Here is a 14,570-nt window from a genome sequence, read left to right on the forward strand (position 1 = left end):
GGATATGTGGCTTGCACTTAGCATGGTGCGATAGCTGACCGCACTGCTGTGTTTGAAGGCCGCGACAGCGGCTGATTGTCGACGCTGCCCGCCTGGTCAGGGCGAAAAGTCCAGCCCGCACCGGTGTAGAGGGCAGTTCGCCTGCCCGAATTCTATGCTGCGCACGCATTTACTTTGGCCAAGCAGTGTGCGTGAGAGCTGATCTTCTTGGAGGGCTTTAGTAAGATTGCAAAAGGGGAGGCGACAGCGCGATAAATTGCGCGCCAGACGTTGCGATTGGCCATCCAACTGGATTTGCGCCGCACGCGCCTCGATTCCAAAGATTGATGGGTGTCGTTGGGGATGCAGCCACGAGAAGCTTGAATCGGCCTGCGACTACGCTGAAAACAAAAAGGATCCATGGTCACACGACATTCGTGAAATGTGCTTTCCGGAAACCGGCGATCGACTTATGGGTATTTGGCTGAAATTGGTAAAATCGAAAGTGTTGATGGGAAGCATCCAGTTCGTGGATCGCGTACGCGAGTAATCTCATCGCCTACATCGAAAATGGATTTTTTGGTCTTTTCCCGCTGTCTTGGTTCAGTGAGTTTATGAGCCTTTAGGCGAGCCTGGCTGATTCGTTGATGACCGGCCATGATAGAGAAGAGAAGCAATCGCAGCGAATACCTCTAAATTGGCATCCAGATGTCACGAGGGTCCCGCAAAAACTCCAGTGATCCGCGTAAGCCGAAGAGAAGGCCATGGAATCTCGACGGCGACTATCCACCAGCTCCGGCCTCCCGCAGATACTCCGCAGATACAGGATGACCCCGAGCAATCGCTGGCCTTCATTGAAAAGGCCCGCGAGATCGAATCGGACGAAGAGCGTCCGCCTGCGGATGAGTTGATAAAGGCTCGCAAACACTCCCTAAGCCAAAGCTCGCTCCCAAATAGAACGGCCAGGGCGGATCAGATATCGCCGGTTTTCTGCAGTAATAACGTGTGCCGGACTACCCTCAACCATGAGCGCCCGCGGCTTCCGATCTGAGAAGTTGATAGGCCAATCGAGCGTCAGGCTCATCTGTTGTCTGCCGCTACTTGAACGCCAATTACAAGCGTGCCGCCGGTTGGCGCATATAGGTGAGGTCCCCCTGATGCGGCTGCGTTGCTCGATGTAGGTATCACTATAGCGAAGGTTTCCAACGTCGCCCCCCGACAATCTTGCAGTTGCCGACGTAGACGGCACAGCCCCCGGTTCGCCCATGCCGACAGTCCATTGCGTAAAGCGCGCTCACAACGAAGAATTCTCTTCGAAAGCAGAGTGTCATGTGCCGAAGTAGGAAGAAGCGCAGTCAGAAAAAGTGAATGCTTGATCGCTGCCATTGAGGCTGACGATCGCTTTCGCTTGCAGCGCAAACGACAACCAAAATCGCAACCGGCTTCGGATAACCTCAATGCGCCGGTCTCCTTGCCAAGCATATGATTTCCCAATGTAGACATTAGCCACCAAAGCCATCGAGAATTTCAGCCTTGATTGCGGTTGCCGTGTACAGGGAGATCTCCAGCGGAAGGTTTCCAAATGCAAGCTGGCAAAGCAAGTAGTTGGCACCTGCCTCTTCCATCTGCTGAAGAAGAAGCTGCCGGACCGAAGCTGGCGTTCCAACGACACACAATTCGCTCTCAAGTGCTGCATCGAAGGTCAGCGGAAGAGCGGGCGGCGTCGGAATGGCATTCAGGTCGTAAAGAAACTTGAAGCTCTCCAGCCATCGTCCATACGCAGTTTTGGCCGCCGCATGAGCGTCTTGGTCAGACTTAGCAATTACGACCATGCGGGCCAGGCCGAGAAATGACTCGCGGCCTTGTCCTACTGTATCGTGAGCTCGATGGGAGCGGTAGGCGTCCGTAACTTTCCGGACAACAGAGGCGGGGCCTATGCACGCCAGATTGGCGCCATTTGCAGCGGCCCACTGCGCCGACTCAGCCCGATTGCTCGCGATCCAGGTCGGCGGATATGGACGTTGATGAGGCCTCAACATCAAGGGCACCTCGCGCAACTGAAAGTGGTGTCCCTGATAACATAGCGTATGTCCCTTCAGCGCAATATTCAGGATTTCACTGGCTTCCGTATAACGGCTTGGTGCGGCATCCGCACTGAGGCCGAAATAACCCCATTCAATCGGCTGGGAGCCGCGGCCTATCCCGACCTCGAGCCTGCCGCCGCTCAATTGGTCAAGCATGCAGATCTCTTCGAATGCGCGCAATGGATGATAAAGGTTGAGCAACAGGACGAGCGGACCAAAGCGCAATTGCCGGGTGCGCTGCGCGAGGCTTGATAGAAACAGGTTCGGCGAGGGCGCTCTGCCATGAGGCGTGCAGTGGTGTTCGGCCAGGTGATAAGCGTAGAAGCCCAGAGAATCACAGACCTCCGCCAGCTTGAGACGATCTTCATATTGCCGTGCGGCATCTCGACCATCGTCATCCAAATGGTCGAAAATGCCGCACGTTAGTCTTGAAGGAAGGCCAGTCCTCACTCGATCAATCTCCGATTATGGGCGGGCGGTGAGCCCTGGTTGCTTCATGCCGTCGCGTTCAAACAGGTGTTGTTCGGCATTTGACGGCTTAGGACGTTTCTCTTTGCGTGGATCTGAGGTTGCACGTGTGATTGGGTCACGAGAATGCGTAGATGGCGCAGTTACTTTGAAAGAGATGGCGAGGCGCCTCCACACCGAGCATGTGCTCGACCAGAAGCATCGTTAGCTTCGCGTTCTCCTCTTCCTGGGCCTCACCCAACGCTTGGCCGCAGAAATGTCCATGCCCGAACCTAGCACAATTGTAGATGGCCGTTTCAGAGGTCATGTGCCCGCGAGCCGGATCAGCGCGACAGGGCTACTATTTGTCTATGGTCGGACGCAGCGTCTCCTTCAGATCGACATCAGGTAGCCCTGCGAGGGCTGCAGCGAACGCGACGAACGCTACGAAAGCTGCAAGAATAAGAGAGCTTGCGAGTATCGCTGCTCCAACCTCCTGAGGGCGTCTCATCATCCGTGTCACTTTGGGTTTGGAGAGACGGCGTTGACGCCAGTCAGTTCTGCTCGACAGTTTCAACACGGCCGTCGCGCCAGCGGTAAACCAGAAAACCAGGAACCGCATTGTCTCCCTTTGTATCGAACCGGACTGGCCCAATCACGGTATCGATCGCCCGTGAACGAAGGGCGGTGGCGACGCGCGCAGCATTGAGCGAGCCGGTCCGGTTCACCGCCTCTGCCCATGCTTGCACGGCGGCATAGGCGTAAAGCGTGTAGCCTTCAGCGGACAGGTTGGAAGCGTTGAGTCCGGCGACCACGCCGGCCGCATTGGCATTCCTGGCGGGCTCCGGCATGAAGGTAAACAACGTGCCATTTCCAGCGGTGCTGGTAATGGCCCAGAATTCAGAGGTCATCAACGGATCGTTCGCCATGACGATGAGGCCCGCTCCTGCCTCTGATGCCTGGCGTACAAACAAGCCAATTTCGGTATGATAGCCGCCGATATAGACGACGCGCACCCCATCCTGTTTTATTCTTGAGACCAGCGCCCTGTAATCCTTTTCGCCGGCTACGTAGCTTTGCCGAATAACTTGTTCACCGAACCTCTGAAGCTGTGCCTCAACCACGTCGGCAATACCCTTGCCTGCGGTGCTCTTGTCGTCGAGCACTGCGATCTTGGCGTTAGGGTGGTTCCTGTGAATGTACTCAGCGGCAGCGGTGCCCTGTTGGTCGTCGCGGCCGCAGATCCGAAAGACGGTCTGAAGGCCTCGTTCTGTTAGCTGAGGATTTGTCGAGCCAGGGGAGACCTGAACGATGCCTGCTTCGGCGTAGATGTCGGAGGCCGGGATCGACGAAGAGGAACAAAAATGGCCAATGACCAACCGTACTCGCTCTGTTGTGATCTTATTCGCGACTGCGACAGCTTGCTTCGGGTCGCAGGCGTCGTCGGCGACACTCATAATCACTCTGGTATCGGGAAGTAGGCCCGAAGCGTTCAACGCCTCGACCGCCGCAGCCGCACCGTCGCGCATTTGCAAGCCGAACGCAGCGCTGCTTCCGCTCATTGGGCCAGCCACGGCAATCTTGATTTCGGAGCCGCGCGCAGCCGAGGCGAGGGCGCAGAAGAGAAGCGCTGCACTCGCAGCAGAAGCGTAATGCCCATTTAACATTGTAGAGCTCCCAATGCTCACCTGAAGTGAAACGCCAGCAGCTGTGATCAGAGGTGCCTGCACGTCGAGGCTGTCTGCCAAGCGAAGCTTGCGTTAGGTCGGCCAGATTGCGACCATGGTAGAGCCTACAATTTGACGTTACGTGCGGTTCAAGCCTCTTTTGAAGGGAGCCTCGATCATGCGTCAGGGAGCGCGGATCGGCGAGGTCATGATGACTGTCCGCTTGAGTCCATAAAATTATCGGCGGCATCAGAGCCGCCGATCAACCAAGCGTCGTTGCATCTTCAGATTGCCGGGGATCGGCAGTGCCGTGCGGGTCCAGCCATGAGGACGTCAATACGGCTGATCCTCCAACCCGCCAAGGGCGAGATCGAGATATTGCATGAGGCAGGGATCCCAACCAGCCAGGCTACGGGGGGCGCTTAATCGTGCAAGTACCTTCAGGATCATCGAAACGCGTGTATCGGTGCCGGCGATTTCGCTGATCAGCAGGCGTGCTGCAACTGCGACAGCTTTTGCTCGCTCGCCGCATGGATGCTCGCCCCGATCCATACAATCACGCAGGTCGTCGCGGATCCGCCGCCACCGCTCCTCGCGATCTGCAGCTAGCTTGCAGGTGCATCGGGATGTCTGACTACGCGTCTCGACCCGCGACATGGCATTCAAGGCAGCAGGCAGCTCATCCACACTTACCTGGATCTCGCTGTCGATGGTCATGTTGCGCAGGCGATCTCGCAACAGGGTTGCTCGAGCTACCTGAAGTTCTATCCGCTCTAGATGCTTGCGCAGCAGGTCGGTGAGTGAGGTCGTGCCCTCCATAGCTTTACGGATCTCGACAAGGGAGAAGCCAAGCTCACGTAGCGCCCGAATCTGGTGAACCCGTTGGACGCTTTCGCGGTCGTACATCCGGTGGCCGCCGTCAGTACGCTCTGAGGCTGCTAGGAGTCCCGTATGTTCATAATGATGCAGCGTGCGTACCGTTACTCCGGTCGCCTCTGCAAGTTCGCCAATGCGCCATCGACGCCTACGTGGTGTAGCTTTGCTCATGTTGTTCAATTTCAAAGCCTACAACCTGACGTCACGTATGATTCAAGCTATTTCAAAGCTCTAGCTGGATCGTCTTCCATTCCAGCGCGAGAGTGGTGACTATCCTCAGAATGGCGGGGGATCAACCCTGAGGGGAAATGGTGATCAACAAATTCGTCAGGCATGCCAGTTGAGCATCGCCAGCCGCTGTACGCTCCAAGATGAGTTTGGCGATTGCAGTGCAATTTTCCGGAGTTTGCATCGATGGGGGTAGCGCGGTGACCGCACTATCATAAAGGTTTCCCAGGGCGGAAAGCTCTTCCGGATCGAACACGCCGCTGCATTGCTCCAACGTTCAGCTCCTTGTTTGTCATTGCGTCATGGCAGCGCACGTCGACAAGACGTTTGGCGGCGATAGGGCAAAAAGAAGTCAGACCCGCGGCGCGGAGCGACGAAGATGCGATGCACTCCAGGCTGATGCGATAGGGCAACACGCGTGCGCGATGCTTGCTTCGGCCGCGCAAGAGATCGTGGTCATGTGCATGATCGATGACTACCACGCCAACAGCGCGTCGAGGTACGACTTCGAAAATGAAGAACCGTCTCCGCTCGTCGGGAGCCACTACTGATTCGGAGAGTTGACGACGACAGCCCAACGCCGATCCTGCTGTATCGAGGCAGGTGCACCCGACGGCCAGGTGCAAGGTACGTCCCTGTCTCTAAAAGCAGGCTAACGGTCCAGCGGCTGCTCGCACGTCGAGCCTAGTGCAAACGTGCGAAAGACCTACACAACGCCGTCATGATAGCCGTTCGCTACGACGATCTTTATAGAGCGACCATGTATTCGAGCGTGGCGAGCCTAAATTGTGCGTTGAGACATTCGTTGGGATGTGAGGTTCGCACATCTTGAGATCGTCCCTAAGACAACGGCGAGACGGATCGTGCGAAATCTTCGGCAGTATCCGCTCGTTCCGAAGTGCAGATGATGGAGGGGGCTTGTCCAGTTGTCATGTGGGTAGCCTCCTGTAACAATATCTCTCGCATCCACAGGCTTTCTGGATCGCTATTGTGAAGCACGGGCCATTGGACGGACTCAGTGAAGGCCGGAAATGGCTGCGGAAGCTCGGCAATCCGAAGGGGGATTGTTCTTTGGAAATGCTTTACGAGGCCTAATGGCATCGTCCCGATGCGGTTCGTGCCTACCAGCAGGGGCGGGATCATGCTGAAGCTCGGCACGAGAATGTCGATGCGCCGATTGAGACAGAGATCGAGTAGAAAGCGTTCCTCGACCGGCGTCTTGCGCGCGCCTCCGAGCTTAACCGCAACATGGCCCATCGACATATAACGATCAAATGTAAGCCGCTGTAGCAGTTGGTTGTTCGTGCAGCAACCTACGCAGACGAGTCTCTCCTCGAATAGGGCCGCCCTGGGGTGCGCGCTGGACATGAATAATTCCGGCAAGATAACAAAATCGACTTCGCCGCGGCGGAGAAGCTCATCGTGCCCATCAGGGAGCGCCACGAGTTCGCAGCTGACGGCAGGTGCTTCTCGCGCGACGCGCTCCACGACATTTCGAAAGAATACGATTGATATAAAGTCAGAAAGGACGATCCTAAATCGCCGGTTCGACCGAGCTGGGCCGAACACGTCCCGCGCGATAATTGAGAGCTCAATGTGCGTTAGAGCCTCGCGCACAGGAGCTGCGAGTCCTTCCGCGCGTGAGGTCGGGACAAGTTCCCGCCCCCTCATCCCAAACAGCTCGTCACGGAAATAGGAACGCAGCCGGGCAACGGCTGCACTCATGGCCGGCTGACTAAGGTTAATCTTGCGTGCCGCTGCGCTGAGGTTGCGCTCGGTCATTAGAGCATCCAGCGCGACGAGAAGATTTAGATCCAGACCTTTGAAACGCATGTCTTCTTATCCGGCACGAACGCAATTGCGACGCATACAACGAGCGGTGACGGCTGCGTCTGGAGAGGTCCTATTGGCCCGCCCGACTGGACATCGTTTCCGTCGTACGATCGCGAGAAGACGCTCGTGAAATGACCGCGACAATGAGAGAGGCGGTGGGCGAGCCAGCAGAGGCCGGAAGCCGTCGGGAGTCCCGAAGCTGATCGGCTCGCCGCTTCCAGCGAGCCACGCAACAGGACCGGGTCAGTTGGTTAATGGCAGATCGACCAATTGTCCGGCCAGCGCCATGAGTTCGCCAACGCGCCCAGTCCACGGCCGCGTAGCGCAGCGTTAGTCACGGCGGCCAACCTACAACCTGACGCGGTGTGCGATTCAAGCGATATTATCGGGCAAGCCAAACATTATCGCACTGGAGGAGGCGTGTTCTGCCGGGATAGTACCGGATGTCGCCTGTTTGCGGTGCAAGCGCACCAAACCTCAGCTGCGAGGTCGTCACGCTCGCCAGTCGACAAGTCCTCGCAACCGATCGCCCTCTCCTGCAGCTTCGCCCCAGAGACGCTGAAGTGACGAAAGCAGCTGAGGACGTCGAAGGATTGTTAGCGCATTTGGAGCTTGCTGAGAGCGGCTTATGGTTTTAGCAGCGCCTGCGAGTTGGAGGCTCCTGAGGCGCAGATGCCATCTTGGATGCTTCCTCCAGCAATATCCGCCGCATCCAAATACTCGCCGGGTCCGTGTTGTGGAACGCAGGCCACTGCACAGCCTCGGTGAATGTGGGCAGGGGGAGCGGTGGTTCAACGATCCGCAGTGGCATCCGCTGTTCGAAGTGTTTGGCGAGTCGTAAGGGCATTGTGCCGATACGGCGCGTGTCTAACAATATGGGCGGAATCAGGCTAAAGCCCTGCACAACGATCTCAATGCGTCTCTTGACGCCGTGCTCAAGCAAAAACCATTCTTCGAGGTTTGGTCTGAGCGCCCGTCCGAACTTCGCCGTAACGTGGCCCATCGAAATGTATTTCTCGAACGTAAGTTGTCGCGATAGCTGCTTGTTCGCGCGGCATCCCACGCATACGAGGGTCTCGTCGAACAGCGTCGCTTTGGGATGCGAGCTCGACATGAACAGTTCCGGCGAAATGAGAAAGTCGACCTCGCCCCGGCGGAGCAGCTCATCGGGTTCATCGGAGAATGGTAGCAATTCGAAGCGCACCGCGGGAGCTTCCTGTGCAAGACGGTCCACAATCCTGCGCAAAAAGACGATCGTCATGAAATCGGAGAGAATGATCCTGAAGCGTCGGCTCGACTGCGTCGGGTCGAACGCGTCCCGTGATATGATCGAGTGTTGGATGTGCAGCAGCGCCTCGCGAACCGGATCTGCAAGCGCCTCCGCGCCAGGTGTCGGGACGAGCTCGCGACCTCTCATGGTAAATAGATCATCGCGGAAATAGGTACGCAGCCGCGCAATCGCAGCGCTCATGGCGGGCTGGCTCAGGTTAATTTTGCGCGCCGCCGCTGTGAGGTTGCGTTCCGTCATCAGAGCATCGAGCGCAACGAGAAGGTTTAGATCAAGTCCCTTGAACCGCATCTTATGAGTCTATCCATCGTGTGGATGTGTTCTATCGAAACAATCGATTTTACCAAATTGCGGGATGTTGGATAGCAAACATCAGTTTGGAAGAGTAATCAGGCATACAATGATGGCTGCTGGCCGTTCCCGGGCTCAGAGTGAAACGCCTCGACGTGCGAGCATCCGCCACATTCGTTGCGAGGGCGGCTTTACGCGTGCCATGCGAGCCGCGCTAGATCTTCTCGGTGTGAAGCGCGCTCGATCGGACGCCAAGCGGCGCCCTATAAACGTTCGTATGCGTATCTCATCCGTTTCCATATCTGTGATTTACCGGCGTACACTTGAGAGCGCGCTCAACCTCATTCTACGTTCGCGAAACAGCGGCAGGCGCGGATCGCGGATGCCAAGTAGTACCGGCGACTCTCCAAAGGACTCGCCTCTCCACCGCATTGGGGGCGTGTCCAAGATGCATAAGAACCAGATTGAGCTGATGCCACTGCGACACGCCGTTGAGGCTCCTCGCATCGATAGCCTGCCCTCAGACGTCAAAACGTCGACAGCGGCACGGGATGAGCTGGAAAAGCTCGGTGCCGCAGACAGGTTCTGGGTCGTCCAATCACCTCGTCGGCATCTTCCGACATATCTCGCGCGGGGCATTAGCCGGATGACGATTGCGAACTGTGCGATCGCTTCGTCGGGAACGGCGCATGGTGCGGTGCAGGCGAGGGGCGCCGAGCTCCGACGGGGCGCGGCGGGGCATTTCAGCATTGATCAGCGGGTCGCCGGGTAGCCAGTTCAGTGTCCATCTCCGCTCCTATTTTCACTGGCGCAAGGAAGCCCGCCATGAACATCGCCGTATCTCGGACTGCGGAAGCTCCTTCTGCACGCGCCCAAGTGCAGTGGAGCCGTCGCTGGGAGAACGAACTGCGGCTCACCGATCATGCCGAACTCGCCGAGTTCTTCCGCAAGAGTTACGGGCCGACCGGTGCTTTCAACGCGCAGCCATTTGAGGGCAACCGAAGTTGGGCCGGGGCAAGACCTGAGCTCCGCGTAATTGGTTACGACGCGCGCGGGGTAGCTGCTCACCTCGGGCTACTACGCCGCTTCATCAATATTGGTGGGGTCGATCTCCTGGTGGCCGAACTGGGGCTATATGCGGTGCGTCCGGATCTCGAAGGGCTGGGAATCAGCCACGCAATGCGCGTGATGTATCCCACACTGCAGGAGCTTGGGATTCCATTCGGCTTCGGCACAGTTCGGCCTGCGCTTGAGAAACATATGACCCGACTGGTCCAAAGGCAGGGGCTCGCCACCCTCATGTCTGGCATTCGCGTCCGCTCCACGCACCCGGATGTCTATCCCAACTTGTCGCCGATCCGTATCGAAGACGTCATCGTGGTGGTTTTCCCGGTTGGACGCTCGATAAGCGAGTGGCCGGCCGGGACAATCATCGATCGGAATGGGCCTGAGTTGTGAAGGAGCTTTTGCCCCTATCTGCTGTCCGCTGCGACTACGCTGACGTGAGCGGAAGTCGCCCCGTCTATTTGACGTTCGATGACGGGCCAAATCCATTTTGCACGCCAGAGGTGCTCGATGTGCTGGCGCAACATGGGATTCCGGCGACGTTCTTCGTGATCGGCACGTACGCGGCCGAACAACCCGAACTCATTCGACGAATAATCGCGGAAGGGCACGAGGTTGCGAACCACACGATGACGCATCCGGATCTATCCAGATGCGTACCGGCGGAGGTACGTGATGAACTTCTGACGGCGAGCGAGGCGATCCGTTCGGCGTGCCCGCAGGCCTCACCCAGGCACATGCGAGCACCTTACGGTATGTGGACGCAAGAGGTGCTCGCTGTCTCAGCGAGCGCCGGTCTCACAGCTGTGCACTGGTCGGTCGATCCGAGAGATTGGTCCCGCCCCGGGGTCGATAGAATCGTGAATTCAGTACTGGCGAGCGTTCGTCCGGGTGCAATTGTGCTCCTGCACGACGGATATCCTCCCGATGAGGAGCGACCGTGCACTGATGCCACGCTGCGCGATCAGACCGCGATGGCACTGTTACATCTGATCCCGGCACTTCAACTGCGCGGGTTTGTAATCCGTCCACTCCCTCAACTTCACTGAGCGAAAATTGACACCCTATGGACCTGCTCGCTACAACCAGTGCTGTCGCTGTTTCGTCTTATGCGCTGCTCTCGACGATCTACAAGAGCGCGCAAGCGCTTTATGCGCAACCGGCGATTAACTCATCGTTGCAGGATAACCTGGGACGATCGGAGATGGTCCTTCCCAGTGTAGACGTCATCGTGCCGTGCTTCAACGAGGACCCAATCACGCTCGCCGAATGTCTGGAGTCGCTTGCGAGTCAAGACTACACCGGAAAGCTACGGGTCTATGTGGTCGACGACGGATCTGCAAATCGCGATCTTGTCGCGCCTGTGCACAAAATCTATGCGAACGATCCGAGGTTCAGCATCATCTTGCTGGCAAAGAACGTTGGAAAACGCAAGGCGCAGATCGCTGCGATACGCAGCTCATCCGGTGACCTGGTCCTTAACGTCGACTCGGATACGATACTTGCCGCTGACGTTGTCACGAAGCTGGTATCGAAGATGCATGACCCGCAAATCGGGGCGGCCATGGGTCAGTTGATAGCGAGCAATCGCAGCCAAACCTGGCTGACCAGGCTGATCGATATGGAATACTGGTTGGCGTGCAACGAAGAGCGCGCGGCGCAGGCGCGTTTCGGTGCCGTTATGTGCTGCTGCGGCCCATGTGCCATGTATCGTCGCTCCGCGCTCGCCTTGCTTCTCGATCAATACGAAGCGCAATTCTTTCGTGGAAAGCCGAGCGATTTCGGCGAAGATCGCCATCTAACGATCCTCATGCTCAAGGCGGGGTTTCGAACCGAATACGTCTCAGACGCGATCGCAGCAACAGTCGTCCCGGACCGCCTTGGGCCATATCTACGTCAGCAACTCCGCTGGGCCCGCAGTACCTTCCGGGACACGTTCCTCGCATTGCGCCTGCTACCAGAGCTCGATGGTTATCTGACGCTGGATGTTATCGGGCAAAATCTCGGCCCGTTGCTTCTCGCTCTTTCATCACTGGCTGCGCTCGCGCAGCTCCTAATCGCAGGCTCTGTACCCTGGTGGACGGGATTGACGATTGCAGCAATGACAATGGTCCGGTGCAGTGTGGCAGCCATTCGTGCTCGCGAACTGCGTTTTCTCGGCTTCTCGCTCCACACGCCGATCAATATCTTTCTCTTACTTCCTTTGAAGGCCTATGCGCTTTGTACATTGAGCAACAGCGATTGGCTATCGCGCAAGGTCGCCAACGTGCCGGCCGACGGGGAACAGCAATCTGTCATTCTGCACCCGAACGCTGGACGAAGTGCTGCAAGTAAATTGGCAAGGTCTAGTACGAGTCGTAAGGCAAGGGTTTCCCAGTGTCCCTCGAGTCTGTCGGCAACAGAGAGTGTTTGCGGTAGCGATCGTTCGACTGCCTGCAAGTAGGTATTGGCTCATGATCCAGCACGCAAACCATCAGCTATTAGAGCGAGAGCTGGCTGCCGACGATCCATGGCGGCTCGACAGCAGTTCCTTCGAGCAGGAGCGATACGCGCAAATGCTCCGGATGTCGCGTTGCGACGGAGATGTTTCGTGTGCCCTCGAAGTAGGATGTGCAGCCGGTGCATTCACGGACATGCTGGCTCCGCTATGCGAGCGGCTCACCGTTGTCGATGTCATGCCGCAGGCGATCGAGCGAGCGCGACTACGGACCAGGAAGTGGTCACATATCACGTGGGTGACCTGCGACATTCAGCGGTTCTCGACCACTGAACAGTTCGATTTGATCGTCGTGGCTGAGGTTCTTTACTACCTCAAGGACATTGTCGAGATGGATGCGGCTATCCGCAACCTGGTGAGTATGCTTGCGCCAAATGGAGCTCTGATTTTCGGGTCCGCACGTGATGCCACATGTCAACGATGGGGGCATGCTGCTGGTGCCGAAACGGTGATCGCTCTCTTCAACGAGAGCCTATCGGAGGTCGAACGTCTGCACTGCAAGACCGAGTCGGTCAACGAAGACTGCTTGATCGTCCGGTTCCGGAAGCCGGGTCACTCGTCAGAACAATCAAACGTCGGCCACTAGACCAGGGGATCGTATGCGCATCTGCGGCATCAAGTTAACACATGACGGGGCAATTGCTGTCGTCGAGGACGGGCGGCTTGTCTTTTGCACCGAGCAAGAAAAGCTCGGCAACGGTCCACGCTACCAATCCGTCGAGAATCTCGATGCAGTCGTGCTCGCCTTGGCGGAGCATGGCCTGGATCCGCGGGACATCGATCAGTTCGTCATCGACGGCTGGGATGGGGAGATTGAGTCGCAGTTCCAGGTCCTAAGTGGAGCTGTGCCGATCGCGCTGAAGGGGGCGCCATATGTCGAGCGCCATGCTGAGGGCCTTCTTGATTCCGTCGACGGCTTTGGCCTGATCCTCGGAGGCAAGGTGTTTCCATACAAGAGCTACCCGCACGTCACAGGCCACGTCGCGTCAGCATATAGCACCAGTCCGTTTGCCAGCGCGGGAAAACCCGCGTTCTGTCTGGTATGGGACGGCTGCATCTTTCCACGTCTTTACTATGTCGAACCTCGGGGGGCACGGCTCATTGCATCCCTGTTTCCGATGATCGGACATGCCTATGCTGCCGCGGGCCTTCACTTCGGCCCATACAGGCAGCCGAACCGCTCCAGTTGGGATTTGGGCATCGCCGGCAAGCTGATGGCTTACATCGCGCTTGGCTCTGTCGACGAAAGCATCGTCGCAGTGTTTCAGGAGCTCTATGAAAAGCGCTTCGCCGCTGACACGGAGCAGGCTCGTCGCTACCGCGCTGAGATCAACAATGCGGAAGCGTCTCTTGCAGCTCTGCACGACTTCTTCGAGGCAAGCGCTTTGCGCCTGACGGACAAGCGAGGGGAGGACGTCCTTGCGTCGTTTCATGTCTTCGTGGAACGTCTTCTTGTCAAGGAAATGGCGGTGGTTCTGCTGCAACACTCGTCGCTTCCGGGAGCGCGAAATCTATGTATCGCCGGAGGCTGCGGTCTCAACATCAAGTGGAACAGCGCGCTTCGTGCGACTGGATTGTTCGATGATGTTTGGGTGCCGCCGTTTCCGAATGACAGCGGCTCGGCAATCGGCGCTGCTTGCGGCGCGATGGCGGCGCAAAATGGCTTCGGGCCATTGGAATGGTCAGTCTACAGTGGTCCGGCCCTGCAGGACAGCGAGCTTCCGCCGGATTGGGAGGCGGCGCCGTGCAGTCTGCGTGAACTTGCGGCGATTCTCGCGGACGACAAGCCGGTCATCTTCCTTTCCGGGCGCGCCGAACTTGGGCCGCGGGCGTTGGGCGGCAGAAGCATTGTTGCAGCCCCGACCTGCCCGGCAATGAAGGATCATCTCAACGACATAAAGCGTCGCGAGCACTTCCGACCGGTGGCGCCGATCTGTCTGGAGGATCGAGCGCCGGAGATTTTCAGCCCTGGTACGCCAGATCCCTACATGCTGTTCGATCACCAGACCCGCGCGGAATGGCGCGACAAGGTCCCCGCTGTCGTCCATCTCGACGGTTCGGCGCGGCTGCAGACAATCTCCCGCAACTCTCCGCACAAAATCGCCGAGCTTCTCGTCGAATTTGAAAAACTTACCGGCATTCCGCTGCTCTGTAATACGAGTGCCAACCTCCACGGACGTGGCTTCTTCCCGGATGCTGCCGCGGCATGCCAATGGGGACGCGTTGAACATGTGTGGTGCGAGGGCCTGCTCTGGACCAAAACGGTCGTAGGGAAGCCATCGTCGGCTGAACGACTTTTGCCGGCCTAAGGTGAA

Annotated in this window: 11 protein-coding genes; 5 read left to right on the forward strand and 6 right to left on the reverse strand. The window is 57.6% G+C overall.

What is annotated here, in order from left to right; all coding sequences use genetic code 11:
- Positions 1–1,481: 1,481 nt before the first annotated feature.
- The 6 genes from HZZ13_RS14020 to nodD1 all read right to left on the reverse strand — a co-directional run bounded on the left by HZZ13_RS14020 (position 1,482) and on the right by nodD1 (position 8,693).
- Positions 1,482–2,513, reverse strand: coding sequence for an LLM class flavin-dependent oxidoreductase (locus HZZ13_RS14020; protein WP_197960173.1), 1,032 nt, complete (start codon positions 2,511–2,513; stop codon positions 1,482–1,484).
- Positions 2,514–3,064: 551 nt separating this feature from the next.
- A complete protein-coding gene (locus HZZ13_RS14025) occupies positions 3,065–4,258 on the reverse strand; it encodes a branched-chain amino acid ABC transporter substrate-binding protein (RefSeq protein WP_246504416.1) in 1,194 nt (397 codons plus the stop codon).
- A gap of 252 nt (positions 4,259–4,510) precedes the next feature.
- Positions 4,511–5,224 (reverse strand): MerR family transcriptional regulator, encoded by a 714-nt coding sequence (locus tag HZZ13_RS14030; protein WP_197960305.1) that lies wholly within the window; start codon positions 5,222–5,224, stop codon positions 4,511–4,513.
- A gap of 121 nt (positions 5,225–5,345) precedes the next feature.
- A complete protein-coding gene (locus HZZ13_RS14035) occupies positions 5,346–5,555 on the reverse strand; it encodes a hypothetical protein (RefSeq protein ID WP_036019517.1) in 210 nt (69 codons plus the stop codon).
- Between the two features lie 566 nt (positions 5,556–6,121).
- A complete protein-coding gene (locus HZZ13_RS14040) occupies positions 6,122–7,114 on the reverse strand; it encodes a LysR family transcriptional regulator (protein ID WP_197960175.1) in 993 nt (330 codons plus the stop codon).
- Positions 7,115–7,748: 634 nt separating this feature from the next.
- The gene (gene nodD1 / locus HZZ13_RS14045) at positions 7,749–8,693 is read right to left on the reverse strand and encodes a transcriptional regulator NodD1 (protein WP_197960176.1); all 945 of its coding nucleotides are present in this window, start codon (positions 8,691–8,693) and stop codon (positions 7,749–7,751) included.
- Positions 8,694–9,518: 825 nt separating this feature from the next.
- Between nodD1 and HZZ13_RS14050 the strand changes: the two genes are divergently transcribed.
- The 5 genes from HZZ13_RS14050 to nodU are packed head-to-tail and all read left to right on the forward strand — an operon-like array spanning position 9,519 to position 14,564.
- Positions 9,519–10,151, forward strand: coding sequence for a NodA family N-acyltransferase (locus tag HZZ13_RS14050; RefSeq protein ID WP_197960177.1), 633 nt, complete (start codon positions 9,519–9,521; stop codon positions 10,149–10,151).
- Positions 10,148–10,807: a chitooligosaccharide deacetylase NodB gene (gene nodB / locus HZZ13_RS14055; protein WP_197960178.1), complete on the forward strand. Its 660-nt coding sequence runs from the start codon at positions 10,148–10,150 to the stop codon at positions 10,805–10,807. The genes HZZ13_RS14050 and nodB overlap by 4 nt, the downstream gene beginning before the upstream one ends.
- Positions 10,808–10,824: 17 nt before the next feature.
- Complete coding sequence (nodC, locus tag HZZ13_RS14060) at positions 10,825–12,201, forward strand: chitooligosaccharide synthase NodC (RefSeq protein WP_197960179.1); 1,377 nt, start codon at positions 10,825–10,827, stop codon at positions 12,199–12,201.
- Positions 12,202–12,211: 10 nt separating this feature from the next.
- Positions 12,212–12,841 (forward strand): nodulation methyltransferase NodS, encoded by a 630-nt coding sequence (gene nodS / locus HZZ13_RS14065; protein ID WP_197960180.1) that lies wholly within the window; start codon positions 12,212–12,214, stop codon positions 12,839–12,841.
- A 13-nt stretch (positions 12,842–12,854) separates the two neighbouring features.
- Positions 12,855–14,564, forward strand: coding sequence for a nodulation protein NodU (gene nodU, locus HZZ13_RS14070; RefSeq protein ID WP_197960181.1), 1,710 nt, complete (start codon positions 12,855–12,857; stop codon positions 14,562–14,564).
- The last annotated feature ends 6 nt before the right edge of the window (positions 14,565–14,570 follow it).

Source organism: Bradyrhizobium agreste (genome assembly GCF_016031625.1).
GTDB classification, from domain to species: domain Bacteria; phylum Pseudomonadota; class Alphaproteobacteria; order Rhizobiales; family Xanthobacteraceae; genus Bradyrhizobium; species Bradyrhizobium agreste.

Coding starts and splice junctions, on each gene's coding strand:
- HZZ13_RS14030 (WP_197960305.1), bottom strand. CDS start 5,224: ATGAGCAAAGCTACACCACGTAGGCGTCGATGGCGCATTGGCGAACTT.
- HZZ13_RS14040 (WP_197960175.1), bottom strand. CDS start 7,114: ATGCGTTTCAAAGGTCTGGATCTAAATCTTCTCGTCGCGCTGGATGCT.
- nodD1 (WP_197960176.1), bottom strand. CDS start 8,693: ATGCGGTTCAAGGGACTTGATCTAAACCTTCTCGTTGCGCTCGATGCT.
- HZZ13_RS14050 (WP_197960177.1), top strand. CDS start 9,519: ATGAACATCGCCGTATCTCGGACTGCGGAAGCTCCTTCTGCACGCGCC.
- nodC (WP_197960179.1), top strand. CDS start 10,825: ATGGACCTGCTCGCTACAACCAGTGCTGTCGCTGTTTCGTCTTATGCG.
- nodS (WP_197960180.1), top strand. CDS start 12,212: ATGATCCAGCACGCAAACCATCAGCTATTAGAGCGAGAGCTGGCTGCC.
- nodU (WP_197960181.1), top strand. CDS start 12,855: ATGCGCATCTGCGGCATCAAGTTAACACATGACGGGGCAATTGCTGTC.